The 17,511-nt window shown below is 68.8% G+C and carries 17 protein-coding genes; 15 read left to right on the top strand and 2 right to left on the bottom strand.

Annotation, left to right across the window (positions count from 1 at the left end; all coding sequences use genetic code 11):
* Positions 1-2 precede the first annotated feature (2 nt).
* The 15 genes from mmsB (at position 3) to AB7M35_RS10415 (ending at position 16,041) form a co-directional block, all read left to right on the top strand.
* Positions 3-1,232: a multiple monosaccharide ABC transporter permease gene (gene mmsB, locus AB7M35_RS10345; protein WP_453959460.1), complete on the top strand. Its 1,230-nt coding sequence runs from the start codon at positions 3-5 to the stop codon at positions 1,230-1,232.
* A gap of 13 nt (positions 1,233-1,245) precedes the next feature.
* Positions 1,246-2,238, top strand: a complete 993-nt coding sequence (gene araD1, locus AB7M35_RS10350; RefSeq protein WP_453959462.1) for an AraD1 family protein — start codon at positions 1,246-1,248, stop codon at positions 2,236-2,238.
* A gap of 13 nt (positions 2,239-2,251) precedes the next feature.
* Positions 2,252-3,196, top strand: coding sequence for a Gfo/Idh/MocA family protein (locus AB7M35_RS10355; protein ID WP_453959464.1), 945 nt, complete (start codon positions 2,252-2,254; stop codon positions 3,194-3,196).
* Entirely contained in the window at positions 3,193-4,248 is a 1,056-nt protein-coding gene (locus AB7M35_RS10360) for an aldose epimerase family protein (RefSeq protein WP_453959466.1), read from the top strand. Before AB7M35_RS10355 ends, AB7M35_RS10360 begins: the two co-directional genes overlap by 4 nt.
* 43 nt (positions 4,249-4,291) lie before the next feature.
* Positions 4,292-6,097 (top strand): IlvD/Edd family dehydratase, encoded by a 1,806-nt coding sequence (locus tag AB7M35_RS10365; protein ID WP_453959468.1) that lies wholly within the window; start codon positions 4,292-4,294, stop codon positions 6,095-6,097.
* 70 nt (positions 6,098-6,167) lie between these two features.
* The gene (locus tag AB7M35_RS10370; RefSeq protein WP_453959470.1) at positions 6,168-7,043 is read left to right on the top strand and encodes a 2-dehydro-3-deoxygalactonokinase; all 876 of its coding nucleotides are present in this window, start codon (positions 6,168-6,170) and stop codon (positions 7,041-7,043) included.
* Positions 7,040-7,684: a 2-dehydro-3-deoxy-6-phosphogalactonate aldolase gene (locus AB7M35_RS10375; protein ID WP_453959472.1), complete on the top strand. Its 645-nt coding sequence runs from the start codon at positions 7,040-7,042 to the stop codon at positions 7,682-7,684. The genes AB7M35_RS10370 and AB7M35_RS10375 overlap by 4 nt, the downstream gene beginning before the upstream one ends.
* Positions 7,681-8,577 carry an SMP-30/gluconolactonase/LRE family protein gene (locus tag AB7M35_RS10380; protein ID WP_453959474.1) on the top strand — a complete coding sequence of 299 codons (897 nt, stop codon included), beginning with the start codon at positions 7,681-7,683 and terminating at the stop codon, positions 8,575-8,577. The genes AB7M35_RS10375 and AB7M35_RS10380 overlap by 4 nt, the downstream gene beginning before the upstream one ends.
* A gap of 141 nt (positions 8,578-8,718) precedes the next feature.
* Positions 8,719-9,681 (top strand): galactofuranose ABC transporter, galactofuranose-binding protein YtfQ, encoded by a 963-nt coding sequence (ytfQ, locus tag AB7M35_RS10385; RefSeq protein ID WP_453959476.1) that lies wholly within the window; start codon positions 8,719-8,721, stop codon positions 9,679-9,681.
* A 159-nt stretch (positions 9,682-9,840) separates the two neighbouring features.
* Positions 9,841-11,367: a galactofuranose ABC transporter, ATP-binding protein YtfR gene (gene ytfR, locus AB7M35_RS10390; protein WP_453959477.1), complete on the top strand. Its 1,527-nt coding sequence runs from the start codon at positions 9,841-9,843 to the stop codon at positions 11,365-11,367.
* Positions 11,364-12,398, top strand: a complete 1,035-nt coding sequence (locus AB7M35_RS10395; protein ID WP_453959478.1) for an ABC transporter permease — start codon at positions 11,364-11,366, stop codon at positions 12,396-12,398. Before ytfR ends, AB7M35_RS10395 begins: the two co-directional genes overlap by 4 nt.
* Positions 12,395-13,381, top strand: a complete 987-nt coding sequence (yjfF, locus tag AB7M35_RS10400) for a galactofuranose ABC transporter, permease protein YjfF (protein ID WP_453959479.1) — start codon at positions 12,395-12,397, stop codon at positions 13,379-13,381. Before AB7M35_RS10395 ends, yjfF begins: the two co-directional genes overlap by 4 nt.
* Positions 13,378-14,124, top strand: a complete 747-nt coding sequence (locus AB7M35_RS10405; protein ID WP_453959480.1) for a FadR/GntR family transcriptional regulator — start codon at positions 13,378-13,380, stop codon at positions 14,122-14,124. Before yjfF ends, AB7M35_RS10405 begins: the two co-directional genes overlap by 4 nt.
* 158 nt (positions 14,125-14,282) lie before the next feature.
* Entirely contained in the window at positions 14,283-15,272 is a 990-nt protein-coding gene (locus AB7M35_RS10410; RefSeq protein ID WP_453959482.1) for an NAD(P)H-dependent flavin oxidoreductase, read from the top strand.
* 22 nt (positions 15,273-15,294) lie between these two features.
* On the top strand, positions 15,295-16,041 hold the full coding sequence (locus AB7M35_RS10415) for an enoyl-CoA hydratase-related protein (RefSeq protein WP_453959484.1): 747 nt from the start codon (positions 15,295-15,297) through the stop codon (positions 16,039-16,041).
* Positions 16,042-16,108: 67 nt separating this feature from the next.
* Here AB7M35_RS10415 and AB7M35_RS10420 read toward each other — a convergent pair whose 3' ends face one another.
* Both AB7M35_RS10420 and AB7M35_RS10425 read right to left on the bottom strand, forming a co-directional pair.
* Positions 16,109-16,609 (bottom strand): cupin domain-containing protein, encoded by a 501-nt coding sequence (locus AB7M35_RS10420; protein WP_453959485.1) that lies wholly within the window; start codon positions 16,607-16,609, stop codon positions 16,109-16,111.
* Positions 16,610-16,721: 112 nt separating this feature from the next.
* Positions 16,722-17,507, bottom strand: coding sequence for an SDR family oxidoreductase (locus tag AB7M35_RS10425; RefSeq protein ID WP_453959486.1), 786 nt, complete (start codon positions 17,505-17,507; stop codon positions 16,722-16,724).
* Between the last annotated feature and the right edge of the window lie 4 nt (positions 17,508-17,511).

Here is a 17,511-nt window from a genome sequence, read left to right on the forward strand (position 1 = left end):
CCATGTCGCAACACCTCAGCGAGAGCATCGACCTGTCCGCGAAGGCGCCCGGCAGCGCGCGGTCCGGCGCGCAGATGTCGCGCACCGCGTTCCTGCGCCGGCATATGCGGGAATACGGCATACTGATCGCCCTGATCGTCATCATGGCGTTCTTCCAGGTCATGACCGACGGCATCCTGATGAAGCCGGTCAACCTGACCAACCTGATCCTGCAGAACAGCTACATCGTCATCATGGCGGTGGGCATGCTGCTGGTCATCGTCTCCGGCCACATCGACCTGTCCGTCGGCTCGGTGATGGGCTTCATCGGCGCGCTGGCGGCGGTGATGATCGTCCAGTGGGACATGAACTACCTTCTCGCGGGCGTGCTGTGCCTTGCGGCCGGCGCGCTGATCGGCGCCGCCCAGGGCTACTGGGTCGCCTACTGGAAGATCCCGTCGTTCATCGTCACCCTCGCCGGCATGCTGGTCTTCAAGGGGCTGATGATGAAGCTCCTCGACGGCCAGTCCGTCGGGCCGTTCCCGCGGGGGTTCCAGCTGCTCGCCTCGGGCTTCCTTCCCGACATCGTCTCGGTGAAGGGACTGAACGTCCTGTCGCTGCTGCTCGGCCTGGCGGTGGTCTCGGCCATCCTATACTTCGGCCTGCGCAGCCGCTTCCGGGGACGCGCCGGCGGCCACGACGACGAGCCGCTCGGCTTCTTCGTCGCCAAGATCCTCCTGTTCGTCGGCGCCATCGGCTACTTCGTTTGGGTACTGGCAACGTTCCGCGGGTTTCCGAACGTCCTCATCGTGATGGCGCTGCTCGTCAGCGTCTATTCCTTCATCACGTCGCGCACGACGATCGGCCGCCGCATCTATGCCGTCGGTGGCAACGAGAAGGCGGCCCGCCTTTCCGGCATCAACTCGCCGCGCCTGGTGTTCCTGACCTTCGTCAACATGGGAATGCTGGCCGCGCTGGCGGGGCTCGTCTTCGCCGCCCGCCTCAACACCGCCCAGCCCAAGGCAGGCCTCGGCTTCGAGCTCGACGTGATCGCGGCCGTCTTCATCGGCGGCGCCTCCATGTCCGGCGGTGTCGGCACCGTCGTCGGAGCGGTGGTGGGCGCTTTCATCATGGGCGTCATGAACAACGGCATGTCGATGCTGGGGATCGGCATCGACGACCAGCAGGTCGTCAAGGGGCTGGTGCTGCTCCTGGCCGTGATCTTCGACGTCTACAACAAGAACAAAGCTTGAGGGCAATAGCACCATGACGCTCAGGCTTCTGCAGATCACCGACGACCACGGCGGCCGCGCCGTCGCGGCCAGCGATGGCCAGGCCACCCGCCTCGTCGGGGGTGTCGAGACGACCTACGCGCTGGCGCTCCGGGCCATCGAGGCGGGGACCACGCTCGCCGAGACGGTGGCGCGGCTCGGGCGGGGCGCCGAGATCGATCCGGCCGAAGCCCTGGCAGCCGGACGCATCCTCGCGCCGATCGACCACCCCGACCCCGCCCACCTGCACATGACCGGCACGGGGCTCACCCACCTCGGTTCCGCCGAGGGCCGCGACAAGATGCATGCCAAGACCGTCGATGACGCCAAGCAGACCGATTCCATGCGGATGTTCCGGATGGGCCTGGAAGGCGGCAAGCCCGCGGGCGGCGCCGAAGGCGTCCAGCCGGAGTGGTTCTACAAGGGCGACGGCACGGCCCTCGTCGGCCCGGGCGCGCCGCTCACCTCGCCGGCCTTTGCCCTCGACGGATCGGAAGAACCGGAACTCGCCGCGATCTACGTCAACGGCCCGGACGGGACGCCGTACCGGCTCGGCTTCACGCTGGCGAACGAGTTCTCCGATCACGTGACGGAGCGGCAGAACTATCTCTGGCTCGCCCATTCCAAGCTGCGGCCGGCAGCACTCGGTCCGGAGATCCTGGTGGGCACCCTGCCGAAGGATGTGCGCGGCGTCTCCAGGGTGAAGCGCGACGGCGCGGTGATCTGGGAAGGCGCGTTCCTGACCGGCGAGGCCAACATGTCCCATTTCATCTCCAACCTCGAGCACCACCACTTCAAGTACGCGCAGTTCCGTCGGCCGGGCGACGTGCACGTCCACTTCTTCGGGACGGCGACGCTGTCCTTTTCCGATGGCCTGACGACCGCGCCGGGCGATGTCTTCGAGATCTCCGCGGAGCCTTTCGCGCTGCCGCTGGTCAATCCGCTCCGGCTCGCCCCATCGGTCGAGACCCGGGTGCGCGCCTTGTGAAGGAGCGGAGACCATGACCCCCTTGCGCATCGGGATCGTCGGGCTCGGCAAGATTGCCCGCGACCAGCATCTGCCGGCGATCGCGGGTTGCGACGCCGTGGCGCTCGCCGGCACCGCGGATCCGGTCAGCGGGCTTGCCGAGGTGCCGGGCTTCGACTCGCTGGAAGCGATGCTGGGTCATCCCGATATCGACGCCGTCTCCCTGTGCACGCCGCCCCAGGTCCGTGGCCGCCTCGCCCGGCAGGCCCTTGCCGCAGGCAAGCACGTGCTGCTGGAAAAGCCCCCCGGCGCGACAGTAAGCGAAGTCGCCGACCTCGCGGAGTTAGCGGACGCACAGGGCCTGACCCTGTTCGCGACCTGGCACTCGCGGTTTGCCGCCGCCGTCGAGCCGGCACGCGCGTGGCTCGCCACCCGGGCCGTGCGATCGGTGGAAATCACCTGGAGAGAAGACGTCAAGCGCTGGCATCCGGGCCAGACCTGGATCTGGGAGCCGGGAGGCCTCGGGGTCTTCGATCCCGGCATCAACGCGCTGTCCATCGCGACCCGGATCCTGGACCCGTTCTTCCTCGTCAGTTCCCGGCTTTCGGTTCCGGCGAACTGTGCCGCCCCGATCGCCGCCGACCTTGCCTTCACCGATGCCGGCGGCACGCCGATCACCGCGGATTTCGACTTTCGCCAGGAAGGTCCCCAGACCTGGGACATCGCGATCGAGACGGATTCCGGCCGCCTCGTCCTGTCGAAGGGCGGATCGGAAATGCATGTCGACGGCGTCGCCATGGTCCAGGAACCGGACACCGAATACGCGGCGATCTACGCCCGCTTCGCCGCCCTCGTCGAAGCGGGCGAGTCCGACGTCGACCTGGCGCCGTTCCGGCATGTGGCCGATGCCTTTCTGCTGGCACGCTCCGAGACGGTCGCGCCTTTCCACGACGACGGCTCGGGAGGCGGCTCCCCATGACGATCCGCCCACGCCCGTTCGGCATCCATGATGACGGGACGCCCGTCGAAGCCGTCGACCTTGCCGGCGACGGCATCTCCCTGACGGTCATCACGCTGGGCGCCACCATCGCGTCGCTGCGCTCGCCCGATCGCAAGGGCGCCATGGGCGAGGTGGTGCTGGACTTCGACAGCCTTGAGGCCAAGGCGCAGCGGCCGCCCTATTGCGGCGCCAGCATCGGCCGCTATGCGAACCGCATCGCCGGCGGCCGCTTCGACCTGGACGGCACGACCTTCACCCTCCCTCGCAACGAAGAACCGAACGGCCTCCATGGCGGACCGCTCGGCTTCCACGGACGGATGTGGACGATCACCGAGACGGGGGATGCGCGCGATCCGTTCGTGACGATGCAGCTGGACTGTCCCGACGGCCAGGACGGCTTTCCCGGCCATCTCGTCGCGACGGCACGCTACGCCCTCACCGGTCCCGGCGAGCTGACCATCGCCTACACCGCGACGAGCGACCGCCCGACCGTCGTCAACATGACCAACCACGCCTACTTCAACCTGACGGGCGACGACCACAACACGATCGTCGATCACCGCGTGCGGATCGCGGCCGGTGAGGTGCTGCCGATCGACGCGACACGCATCCCAACGGGCGAGCTGCAGCCGGTGGAAGGCACGCAGTTCGACTTCCGGACCTCGAAGACCTTCGCCGACCGCATTCGAGGCACCTCCGATCCGCAGCTCCTTCAGGAACGCGGCTTCGACCACACCTACGTGCTCGTCGACCGCGCGAACGAGCTGCAGTTCGCGGCGCGGGTCCAGGACGACACCTCGGGTCGGTCGCTCACCATCCTGACCACCGAGCCGGGCCTGCAGCTTTATTCCGGTGCGCTTCTCGAGGAGGCGGCCGGCCGGCCGCCGGACGTTATCCGGCAGTCGACCGGCTTCTGCATGGAGCCGCAGCGCTTTCCGGACGCGCCCAACCGGCCCGACTTTCCATCCGCCCGACTGGATCCCGGCGACACCTGCCGGCAGGTGTCGGTCTACCAGCTGAAGACGACGTGAACGGTGCAGCGCGCCGGTTCGAGTGAGAGAGCAGACGGCCATCATGAGCAAGTCGACCGGCATCAAGGGGCAGACGCTGCGTTCGCGCGCCTGGTTCGACAATCCCTCCAATCCCGACATGACCGCGCTCTATCTCGAGCGGTACCTGAACTTCGGGCTGAGCCAGGACGAGCTCCAGTCCGGCAAACCGATCATCGGCATCGCCCAGACCGGTTCCGACCTGTCGCCCTGCAACCGGCATCATCTGGAGCTGGCCAAGCGGGTCCGCGATGGCATCCGTGAAGCCGGCGGCATCCCCATCGAGTTCCCGGTCCATCCGATCCAGGAGACCGGCAAGCGGCCGACGGCGGCCGTCGACCGCAACCTCGCCTATCTGGGCCTGGTCGAGCTTCTCTACGGATATCCGCTCGACGGGGTCGTGCTGACCATCGGCTGCGACAAGACCACGCCGGCCTGCCTGATGGCGGCTGCCACGGTGAACATTCCGGCGATCGCGCTGTCGGTCGGGCCAATGCTGAACGGCTGGTTCCGCGGCGAGCGCACCGGCTCCGGCACCATCGTGTGGAAGGCCCGGGAGCTGATGGCCGCCGGCGAGATCGACTACCAGGAGTTCATCCGCCTGGTCGCCTCGTCGGCCCCGTCCACCGGCTTCTGCAACACCATGGGAACGGCGACGACCATGAACTCGCTGGCCGAGGTGCTGGGCATGCAGCTTCCGGGATCGGCGGCGATCCCGGCGCCCTACCGGGACCGCCAGGAGATGGCCTACCGCACCGGCCTGCGCATCGTCGACATGGTGCACGAGGACCTGAAGCCTACCGACATCATGACCCGGGAGGCCTTCGTCAACGCCATCCGGGTGAACTCGGCGATCGGCGGCTCCACCAACGCGCCGATCCACCTGAACGGGCTCGCGCGACACCTGGGCGTCCTGCTGTCGGTCGACGACTGGCAGACCTACGGCGAGGACATCCCGCTGCTGGTGAACCTGCAGCCGGCCGGCGAGTATCTTGGCGAGGACTACTACCACGCAGGTGGCGTGCCGGCCGTCGTCGCCCAGCTGATGGACCAAGGCCTGATCCACGAAGATCAGATCACCGTCAACGGCCGCACCATCGGCGAGAACTGCCGGGGAGCGGAGATCCTCGACGAGAACGTGATCCGGCCGTTCGACCGCCCGCTGATGCCGGCGGCGGGCTTCCGTGTCCTGAAGGGAAACCTCTTCACCTCCGCCATCATGAAGCTCTCGGTGGTCTCCGACGACTTCCGCAAGCGCTACCTCGCCAACCCCGACGATCCGATGGCCTTCGAGGGCACGGCGGTGGTGTTCGATGGCCCGGAAGACTATCACGCCCGCATCGACGATCCGGCGCTTGCCATCGACGAGGACACCATCCTGTTCATGCGCGGCGTCGGGCCGATCGGCTATCCCGGCGGCGCCGAGGTGGTGAACATGCGCGCCCCGGACTACCTGTTGAAACGCGGCATCCACGAGCTGCCGTGCGTCGGGGACGGGCGCCAGTCGGGAACGTCGGGCTCGCCGTCGATCCTCAACGCCGCTCCCGAGGCGGCGGCCGGCGGCGGCCTCGCCCTGCTGCAGTCCGGCGACCGCGTGCGCATCGACCTCGGACGCGGCACCGCCGACATCCTGGTGTCCGACGAGGAACTCGGCCGCCGTCGCGCGAAGCTCGAGGCGGCCGGCGGCTTTCCGTATCCGGACGCGCAGACCCCCTGGCAGGAGATCCAGCGCGCGATCGTCTCCCAGCACGACACCGGCATGGTGCTCGAGCCGGCGGTGCCCTACCAGCGGATCGCCCAGACCAGGGGGGTGCCGCGTGACAACCACTGACGGCGCGGTCTCCGGCCCAGATGGGCAGCCGTTTGCGGCGGTCGTCGACTGGGGCACCTCGACCTTCCGATTGTGGCTGCTTGGCAGGGACGGCGCCGTTCACGCCGAACGGCGCAGCGACCAGGGCATGGTTCGCGCCGGCACCGAGGGGTTCGAGGCCGTGCTCGAAAGCCATCTCGCGGCCGTCGGCGCACCGCACAATCTGCCCGTGGTGATCGCCGGCATGGCGGGCGCCCGGCAGGGCTGGCACGAAGCATCGTATGTGGATGTGCCAGCGCGCCTCCACAGCCTCGTGGAGCGCGCGGTGGCCGTCCCGGGGATGGCTCGTTCGGTGCGCATTCTTCCGGGCATCGCCCAGCGCGACGCGGACCGCCCTGACGTCATGCGCGGCGAGGAAACGCAACTCCTCGGGCTGTCCGCCGGCGGGCTGCCGTCCGGCCTGGCCTGCCTTCCGGGCACCCACTCCAAATGGGTCCGGTTGGAGGACGCCTGCGTCACCGCGTTCGCGACCTTCCCGACCGGCGAGCTCTTTTCCCTTCTCGCGGCGCACTCGACTCTGGCCGGCGCGCTCGGGGCCCCGGACGAGCCGATGGACGCGGCCGCTTTCGCAGACGGTGTCGACGCGGCGTTTGCCGAGCCCGAGCGCATCACCAACCGGCTGTTCGAGATCCGGGCCGCATCGCTGCTGACCGACCGGGCACCGGCGACCCGTCGCGCCCGGCTTTCCGGCCTTCTGGTCGGCATCGAACTTGCCGGCGCGCGCCGGTTCGCGGCCGGTGCCGCGCACGCGCACCTCGTCGCCGCCGGTCCTCTCGCAGACCTTTATGCCGCCGCCCTCCCCCACGCCGGTTTCGCCGTGACGCAGATCGACGCCGATGAGGCGGTCCGCCGGGGCCTGTTCGCCGCCGCCGAACGGCTGCTCTTCTCGCAGGAGTGCGGGACATGAGCGCGCCGACCGCACCCTGGCCGACGTTCCGTCGTCCGCTCGTCGCCATCCTGCGCGGCATCGTCCCGTCAGAGACGGCCGCCATCGTGTCCGAACTCGTCGATGCCGGGTTCGAGGCGATCGAGATCCCCCTCAACTCGCCGGAGCCCTTTCGCTCGATCGAGATTGCGGTCAGGTCCGCCCCATCCACCTGCCTCGTCGGGGCCGGGACGGTGCTCGCCCCGGATCAGGTCGACTTTGTCGCCGAGGCCGGCGGACATCTGGTCGTCAGTCCGAACACCGACCGGGACGTCATCGCCCGGGCTGCGTCCCACGGGATGGTCACCATGCCCGGCGTCTTCACCGCGACCGAGGCATTTGCGGCGCTCGACGCCGGTGCCTCCGCCCTCAAGTTCTTCCCTGCGTCAATCCTCGGCCCGGCCGGCATCGCCGCGATCGCCACCGTGCTTCCGCCCGGCACCGCGATCGGCGCGGTCGGCGGCGTATCGGACGCCGACTTCCCGGCCTTTGCCAAGGCCGGCATTCGCATCTTCGGCCTCGGCTCGAGCCTCTACCGGCCCGGCATGACGGCCGGCGAGGTGGGATCGCGTGCCCGCGCCACGGTCGCCGCCTACGATCAGGCGTTCGGAGGCGCGACATGACGACAGAGGATCAGCGGGCAGCCACTGCGACCATCCTGTGCCCGGAGCCGCTCGAGCTCGGCGAGGGCCCCCGCTACGACCCCGCAACGGACACCGCCTGGTGGTTCGATATCATCGGCAAGGCGCTGTACGAGCATCGCTTCGCGGGGGCGGAGACGATCCGCCACGACCTGCCGATGATGGCGAGCGCCGTCGCCCCGATCGACGCCGAACGGCAACTCCTCGCCGCGGAGGACGGCCTCTACATCCGCGACGTTTCCACCGGCGCGCTGGCGCTCCACCTGCCCCTGGAAGCCGACGATCCCTCGACGCGGTCGAACGACGGGGCGGTCCATCCGAGCGGCGCGCTCTGGATTTCCACCATGGGCAAGCATGCCGAGCCGGGCGCCGGCGCGATCCATCACGCCTTTCGCGGGGAGATCCGGACGCTCTTCCCGAACCTCACCATCCCGAACGCCATCTCCTTCACCCGAGACGGACGGTTCGCCCATTTCGTCGACACCGCCGTGGGACGCCTGAAACGCGTGCGCACCGATCCGGCAACCGGCCTGCCGTCGGGCGAGCCGGAGATCCTGGTCGACGGCTGCGCGGGGGGCGGCAGCTTCGACGGCGCGGTCGTCGACCGCGACGGCACGCTCTGGGTCGCGATCTGGGCGGGCGGACGCATCGAGAGCTATTCCGCGTCCGGCCAGAAGACGGCCGCGCTGACGATCCCCGCGCGCCAGCCGACCTGCCCGGCCTTCGTCGGCCGCAGCGCGGATCGCCTGATGGTCACGTCGGCCCGCGAGGGCATGGACGCGACGGAGCGGCGCCAGGACCCCGACGGGGGCAAGGTCTTTCTGCTCGACGTGGCCGTGAAAGGCTGGTTCGCCCCGCCGGTGGCGATCGCGTGATGACCGCCTTCGATCGTGGACGATCACCTGACGTTGTCGCGATCGAAGGCGCACACCAAAACTCGTGGACACCATAAGTAATATAATATTATATTTCAGGCCTCCGGCGGAGACCGGGAAGCAGAACGGGAGGAAAGCACCATGAAGATCCTGACCACGCTTTGCGGCGCCGCCGTCGCGGCCACGCTGGTCGCCGCTCCGGCGCTCGCGGCCGACATGACGGTCGGCTTTTCGCAGATCGGCTCGGAATCGGGCTGGCGGGCCGCCGAGACGAGCCTGACCAAGCAGCAGGCAGAACAGCGCGGCATCACCCTGAAGTTCGCCGACGCCCAGCAGAAGCAGGAGAACCAGATCAAGGCGATCCGGTCGTTCATCGCCCAGGGCGTGGACGGCATCCTGCTCGCCCCGGTGGTCGCCACCGGCTGGAACCAGGTTCTCGAAGAGGCCCAGGACGCCAAGATCCCGGTGATCCTTCTCGATCGTCAGATCGATGCGCCGGACACGCTCTATCTGACCGCCGTCACCTCCGACCAGGTGCACGAAGGCAGGGTGGCCGGCGACTGGCTGGTCAAGACCGTCGGCGACAAGCCCTGCGACGTGGTGGAGCTCCAGGGCACGACGGGCTCCTCGCCCGCCATCAACCGCAAGAAGGGCTTCGAGGAGGCGATCGCCGGCCACGACAACATCAAGATCACCCGGTCGCAGACCGGCGACTTCACCCGCACCAAGGGCAAGGAAGTCATGGAGAGCTTCATCAAGGCGGAGAACGGCGGCAAGGAAATCTGCGCCCTCTACGCCCACAACGACGACATGGCCGTCGGAGCGATCCAGGCGATCAAGGAAGCCGGCCTGAAGCCCGGCACCGACATCCTGGTGGTGTCGATCGACGCCGTCCCGGACATCTTCAAGGCGATGGCTGCCGGCGAGGCGAACGCCACCGTCGAGCTGACGCCGAACATGGCCGGCCCGGCCTTCGACGTTCTGGAGAAATACCGCGCCGACGGCACCGAGCCGAAGAAGTGGATCCAGACGGAATCGAAGCTCTACACCCAGGCCGACGATCCGATGAAGGTCTACGAGGAGAAGAAGGGCCTCGGCTACTAGGGTCCTCCGCTCCTGGTCCTGATCCGGCCGCGCGGACAAACGGTCCGCTGGTCGTGCCCCTCCCGTCCGGCGCTCCGCTCCGGACGGGATCCGGACGCTCTGGCCAGGCGCACCATGCCCTCCTCGCCGCCTCCCTTCCTCTCCGATACGGAGCCGACCATGACCGGAAGCGCGCCGCGTCTCCGCGCCCAGGCGATCACAAAGTCCTTCTTCGGGATTGCGGCGCTCGACGGCGTCGACTTCGAACTTCAGCGCGGCGAGGTGCATGCCCTGCTCGGCGAGAACGGCGCCGGCAAGTCCACCCTCATCAAGGTTCTGACGGGCGCCCACCGGCGCGACACGGGAACCATCGAACTCGACGGCGCCGCCATTGATCCGCGCGACGTCCAGCACGCCCAGCGGCTCGGGATCGGCACCGTCTACCAGGAGGTCAATCTGCTGCCGAACCTGACCGTGGCGGAAAACCTCTTCCTCGGCCGCGAGCCGAAACGCTTCGGGCTGATCGATACCGGCGAGATCAACCGCCGCTCCCGGGCCCTCCTCGCCGACTACGGCCTCGACATCGAGGTCACCGCGATCCTCGAGACCTATTCGGTCGCCGTCCGCCAGATCGTGGCGATCGCCCGCGCCGTCGACCTGTCCGGCAAGGTGCTGGTGCTGGACGAGCCGACCGCCAGCCTCGACGCCGCCGAGGTGGACCGACTGTTCGCCATCATCACGCGCTTGAAGGATCGCGGCCTCGGCATCGTGTTCATCACCCATTTCCTGGACCAGGTGTACCGGATCGCCGACCGGGCCACCGTGCTGCGCAACGGCCGCCGGATCGGCACCCGGGCCCTTGCCGATCTGCCGCGTCTGGAGCTCGTCTCGATGATGCTCGGCCGCGACCTGGAAGCGCAGGAAGCGCGCCGCGCCGCCGAGGCGGCCGCTCCCGCGGGCGAAACGATCGCCAGCTTCCGGGGTTACGGCAAGCGGGGCTCGGTGGCGCCCTTCGACCTCGACATCCGCCAGGGCGAGGTGATCGGCGTCGCAGGCCTGCTCGGCTCGGGCCGCACCGAAACGGCGGAGCTTCTCTTCGGCATCGACCAGGCGGACCAGGGCCATCTCACGGTCGCAAATGGACGCCACGCCCTGTCGTCGCCGCGGGCGGCGATCGCGCAAGGCTTCGGCTTCTGTCCGGAAGACCGAAAGACCGACGGGATCATCGACGACCTTTCGGTGCGCGAGAACATCGTGCTGGCGTTGCAGGCGCGACGCGGATGGGCACGGCCCCTCTCCCGTAGCGAGCAGGTCGGCATCGCCGACCGCTACATCGCCGCCCTCGACATCCGCACCGGCGACCGGGAGACGCCCATCAAGTTCCTCTCCGGCGGCAACCAGCAGAAGGTGATCCTTGCCCGCTGGCTCGCCACCGATCCGCGCTTCCTGATCCTCGATGAGCCGACACGCGGCATCGATGTCGGCGCCCACGCCGAGATCATCCGGCTGATCGAGACGCTCTGCGCGGACGGCATGGCGTTGCTCGTGGTGTCGTCGGAACTGGAGGAGCTCGTCGCCTACGCCACGCGGGTGCGCATCCTGGCGGAGCGGCGTCACGTGAGCGAACTGTTCGGCGCCGACGTGACCCTCGACAACATCCTAAAGGCAATCGCCGCGAGCGAACCCCGCACGGAGCGCGCCGCATGACCGGCAGCCTGATCAAGCCGCTCGTGCGCCTGGCGCCCCAGATCACCGCGCTCGTCGTCATCCTCGCGCTCAACACCGCCATCGCGCCAGGATTCCTGCACGTGTCCTTCGCCGACGGGCGGCTGTACGGAAGCCTGATCGACATCCTCAATCGGGGGGCGCCGACGGCCCTGCTCGCGATTGGCATGACGCTGGTGATCGCCACCCGTGGCATCGACCTGTCGGTGGGCGCGGTGATGGCCATCGCCGGCGCGGTCGCCGCGGCACTCATCACCTCAGGCTATTCCCTCGCCACCACGCTGGCGGTGTCCCTCGGCGTCGGCGCCCTTTGCGGTCTGTGGAACGGGGCGCTCGTCTCGATCCTGGCGATCCAGCCGATCATCGCCACGCTCATTCTCATGGTGGCGGGACGGGGCATCGCCCAGCTCGTCACCGAGGGCGTCATCCTCACCTTCAACGACCCGGGCCTGATCTTCATCGGCAGCGGACACGTCTTCGGGCTTCCCGTGCCGGTGCTCCTGTGGCTCGCCACCGGCGTCGCGGTCGCGCTCGTCGTCCGCTCCACCGCGCTCGGCCTGATGATCGAGGCGGTGGGGATCAACCGCCGCGCCTCGACCTACGCGGGCGTGCGCACCGGCGCGCTGCTGTTCACCGTCTACATCGCATCCGGGCTGTGCGCGGCACTCGCCGGCATCATCGCCGCCGCCGACATCAGGGGCGCCGACGCCAACAACGCCGGCCTGTGGCTGGAGCTCGACGCGATCCTTGCCGTGGTCATCGGCGGCACGTCCCTTTTGGGAGGCCGCTTCTCGATCGCCGGATCGCTTCTCGGCGCGATGATCCTGCAGGCGATCAACACCGGCATCCTGCTCGCGGGCTTCCCGCCGGAGTTCAATCTGGTGATCAAGGCGGCGATCATCGTGGTGATCCTGGTGGTGCAGTCGCCGGCGGCACGCAACGCCATCGCGTTCCAGCGGGCAGCACGCCGCCGGACACGACCCGCGCCCGCGACCCGGAAGGTGCTGTCATGACCTCGTCGCGCTACTTTCCGCTGATCACCACCGCAGCGATCTTCGTGCTCGCCTACGCGCTCTGCGTGGCGCAATTCCCCAACATGCTGTCCACCCGTGTGCTGGGCAACCTGCTGACGGACAACGCCTTCCTGGGCATCGCGGCGGTCGGCATGACCTTCGTCATCCTGTCCGGCGGAATCGATCTCTCGGTCGGCTCCGTCATCGCCTTCACCGGGGTGTTCCTGGCCGTCGGCATGGGCGAGTGGGGTATTCCGCCGGTCATGGCGATCGGCCTGTTGCTCGTGATCGTGACGCTGTTCGGCGCGATCATGGGCGCGATGATCCACTTCCTCGAGATGCCCGCCTTCATCGTCACGCTCGCCGGCATGTTCTTCGCCCGCGGCATGGCCTTCCTGGTGTCGACGGAGTCGGTGCCGATCAACGCGCCGCTCTACGACGCGCTCCACGACATCTACTGGCGGATGCCGGGCGGCGGACGGCTCACCTTCGTGGGAATGGTGATGCTGGCGGTGTTCGCGGCAGGCATCCTGCTCGCCCAGCGCACCCGCTTCGGGCGCAACGTCTACGCCCTCGGCGGCAACCGGCAGTCCGCCGAGCTGATGGGCGTTCCCGTTGCGCGGACGACGGTCAGCGTCTATGCCCTGTCGGGTTTCCTTGCTGGCGTTTCGGGCATCGTGTTCTCCCTCTACACCTCGGCCGGATATTCGCTGGCGGCCGTCGGCGTCGAGCTCGACGCGATCGCCGCCGTGGTGATTGGCGGCACCCTCCTCACCGGCGGCTCCGGCTTCGTCGCCGGCACCTTCATCGGCATCCTCATCATGGGCCTGATCCAGACCTACATCATCTTCGACGGATCGCTCTCGAGCTGGTGGACGAAGATCGTGATCGGTCTGCTGCTGTTCTCCTTCATCGCGCTTCAGCGCGGCCTCATGTGGCTCTCGGAGCGGCGCATCGCGGCGATGCGGGTGCAGTCGGCATGACCGGGCTGCTGCAAAGGGCGATCGACGAGCGCCAGCCGCGCACCAGCCACGCCTTCGTGGTGGGCGTGCTCGGCCGGGAGATCGTCGCCGGCATCTTCGAGGCCGGATCGATCCTGCCCGGCGACAAGGAGCTCGGCGAGCGGTTCGACGTCTCGCGCACCGTGCTGCGCGAAGCCATGAAGACGCTTGCCGCGAAGTCGCTGATCGAACCCAAGACCCGCGTCGGCACACGGGTGCTCGAGAAGAGCCGCTGGAACCTGCTCGATCAGGACGTGCTGCGCTGGCGCGTGGAGGCCGGGCTGGACGAAACGTTCATCGCCGATCTCGCCACCATGCGGCTGGCCTTCGAGCCTGCGGCGGCAGCGCTTGCCGCCGAGCGCGCGACCGACGAGGACTTCGACCGGCTCTACGCCATCGTCGACCGGCTCGGTGATCCCGGCAACGACCGGGCGAGCCTGGCGCGCGCCGACCTGGATTTCCACGTGGCCGTCGCCGACATCTCCCACAACCCGTTCATGCGGGCGATCGGAAGCCTGATCGAGGCGGCGCTCGCGATTGCCTTCAAGCTGTCCTCGCCGGCCAACGATCCCGCCCTCATCCAGGAAACGGCGCGCAACCACCGCCTGATCGTGGACGCCATGAAGCGGCGCGACGTGGCGGCCACCCGCGAGGCCATGCGGGCCGTCATCGAGATCGGCGCCGAGCGCACCCGCAAGGCGCTCGGCTCCGACAGCCTCGACTGACCTGTCGCCATCAGTGAGGTCACCGGCTCTCGTCCGGGTCGATCCGCGCCGGAATATCGGCTAGTGCGGATGGAGGCGACGTTTACCGTTCTCCTGGCCAACTCCGGTCCGTCGACCGTCCCCGCATGGCTTTCGCCTCAGTATCCAGAGCATTTCCCATGACAGCTGCCGCCAACCGTCTTCCGCCCGTCCTGCAGACTGCGCTGAGGCTGCCCGTCATCGCCTCGCCGATGTTCATCGTCTCCGGGCCGGATCTCGTCATCGCCGAATGCCTGTCCGGCGTCGTCGGCGCCTTCCCGGCGCTCAACGCGAGGGCGCCGGACACGCTCGACGGCTGGCTCACGCGCATCGAGACGGAGCTTGCGGCCGCAAGGGCAAGCGATCCGGCGCGCCACATCGCGCCCTACGCCGTGAACCAGATCGTCCACGCCTCCAACAACCGGCTCGCCGAGGACATGGAGACCTGCGTCGCCCACAAGGTGCCGATCATCATCACCTCGCTCCGCCCGCCCGGCGAAGTCGTGCGCCAGGCCCATTCCTACGGCGGCGTCGTCTTCCACGACGTGACCACCGTCCGCCACGCGGAAAAGGCGCTGGAGGCCGGCGTCGATGGCCTCATCCTCGTGTGCACCGGCGCGGGCGGCCACGCCGGCACGCTGAGCCCGTTCGCGCTTCTCGGAGAGGTGCGGCGCTTCTTCGATGGCCCGATCGCGCTCGCCGGCGCGATCACCACCGGCGACGCCATCCTCGCCGCCCAGGCCATGGGCGCCGATCTCGCCTACATGGGCACCCGCTTCATCGCCACCGCCGAGGCCAACGCCGCCCCCGGCTACAAGCAGATGATCGCTACCTCCGCCGCCGCCGACATCCTCTATTCGCCCACCTTCACCGGCGTGCACGGCAACTACCTGAAGCCGAGCATCGTCGCCGCCGGCCTCGATCCGGACAACCTGCCCGCCGCCGACAAGACCAGCATGGATTTCAGCACCACCAGCGCCAAGGCGTGGCGCGACATCTGGGGCTCCGGCCAGGGCGTCGGCACCATATGCGACGCGCCGCCGGTGGCCGATCTCGTCGACCGTCTGGCCGAGGAATACTGTCGGGCCCGGGACCGCGTCGCGGCGTCCGCCGCGATGTTCGGCGACTGAGCCCGCCACAGGAGACACCGTCATGGTCGACAGCCTCGTCATCACCGATTCGCATGCGGGCGTCCGCCAGCTCACGATCAGCCGGCCGGAGCGGCGCAACGCCCTCGACAAGGCGACCTACGCAGCCCTCGGCACGGCCCTGAAGGAGGCGGCGAACGAGGACAGCGTTCATGTGGTCGTGCTGACGGGGGCCGATGGCGTCTTCACCGCGGGCAACGACCTCGTCGACTTCCAGGATCTCGGCGACGGCGGCGGCCCGAGTGCTGCGCTCGACTTTCTCGGCGTGCTCTCGACATTCGAGAAGCCGGTGATTGCGGCGGTCGAAGGGTTCGCCGTCGGCATCGGCGTGACGATGCTGCTGCATTGCGACCTCGCCTACGCCGGCCGCGGGACGCGGTTCAGGATGCCGTTCGTCAATCTCGGCCTCTGCCCGGAGGGGGCGTCCACCTACCTTCTGCCGCGCATCGCCGGCACCAAGGCGGCCGCCGAACTGCTGCTGCTCGGCGACCCGTTCGACGCCGCCGACGCGCAGGCGGCTGGCATCGTCAATGCCGTGACCGAGGACGGCGAGGCCCTCGACATGGCGATGGGAAAAGCCGTCGCGATGGCCGCTCTGCCCGTCGAATCCATCATCGCGACGAAGCGCCTGCTCCGCCACGCCACCGTCGGTCCGGTGGCGGAGGCGCTGGCGGTCGAGGCCGAGACCTTCCAGCGACTGCGGCGCAGCCCGACCGCTCAGGCGGCCTTCGCTGCCTTCTTCAAGAAATAGACGGCCGCCCGGAGCATCTCCGCCCCAATCCAACCGATCCGGAGGTGGCTCCCGACCGGGAGCGGCCCTAGCTCTCGCCGTCCCAGTAATCGACCGCGTCGCCGCTGCGCACGGTCAACGACATCCGTCGCGCCGCCTTCTCGCCGCCCGGCGCCGCACCGGCAAAGACGGTCACCTTGCCGGAGTCCGGATACTCCAACACATCCGGCTCGCGCATCGTGCTGACCGCCACATAGCGCAGCGGCCCGTCCGCCGAGGCGGTCAGCTGATGGGCGGTCTCGGGCCCGCCTGCGGGGCAAACGACCACGTCCCCCGCAGCCACCGGGTAGGTCTCGGTGCCGAAGCGCAGCGTCCCGGATCCGGCAAGGATCACGAACATCTCGTCGTTGGCGTGGTGATTGTGGAAGGGCCACGCGCGTTTGCCGGGCGGGACCTCGACCAGCCGGGAGCCGAGCTGGCGCGCACCGGCCGGCGCCGCGATCGGGGCGAAGTGGGCTTCGAAGCTGTCGCCGTGGACCTGGGGCTGGAGCGCAAGCCGCGCGAGCGTGACGACGGGGGATGCTGCCATGGGATCACCGTTCCAAGTTGATCCCTCGGCATTGCGCCATCCGTCCCGTCCGATCAAGCGTGAAGCTTCCGCCTCAGCCACTCTCTCGTCCGGGTGCAGCGCGCCCCCGTTCTCAGATATTCTCGACGTTGCCGCAGATGCTGATCGCCTGGCCGGAAATGTTGGCGCCGGCGGGCGAGCACAGGAACAGCGCCATCGCCGCCACGTCTTCCGGCTCGACCATCCGGCGCAGCGAGACGCTCTTCAGGTAGTCGGCCTCCATGTCCTCGTAGGACAGGCCCGAGGCCTTCGCCCGGGCACGGATCACGCCCTCGATCCTCGGTCCGCGGACGAAGCCGGGAAGCAGCGCGTTCACCCGCACGCCATCCGGCCCGAGCTCCCGCGCGAGGCTGTCCGTCAGGCCGACGATCCCCCACTTGGAGGCCGCATAGGGGGTGCGCAGCGCCAGCCCGAGCCGGCCGGCCACCGACGACAGGTTGACGATCGATCCCCGGCTCTGCCGGAGCATCGGGGCGGCCAGGCGGACCGTCAGGAACTGGCCCAGCAGGTTGATGTCCAGCGTCCGGCGGATGTCTTCGACCTCGAGGTCGTCGATGAGGTCCGTCGGGCCGGCGATCCCGGCGTTGTTGACGAGGACGTCCAGCCCGCCGAGCCGGTCCTCCGCGGCAGCGATCAGATCGGCGACCGCCGCCTCGTCGGAGACGTCCGCCTCCGTCGCGAGAACCTCCGGATGCGCCTTGCCGAAGGCGTCGAGCGCGGCCGTGTCGATGTCGCAGATCAGCACCTTGGCGTCGGCCTCCAGGAAGGCGGTCGCGATGGCCGCGCCGATCCCGGACGCACCGGCGGTGACGAGGACACGCAGACCCGGCTCGGGCCGCATCCGTTCGATCAGGCTCATGAGT

It is taken from the genome of Amorphus suaedae (assembly GCF_053629675.1).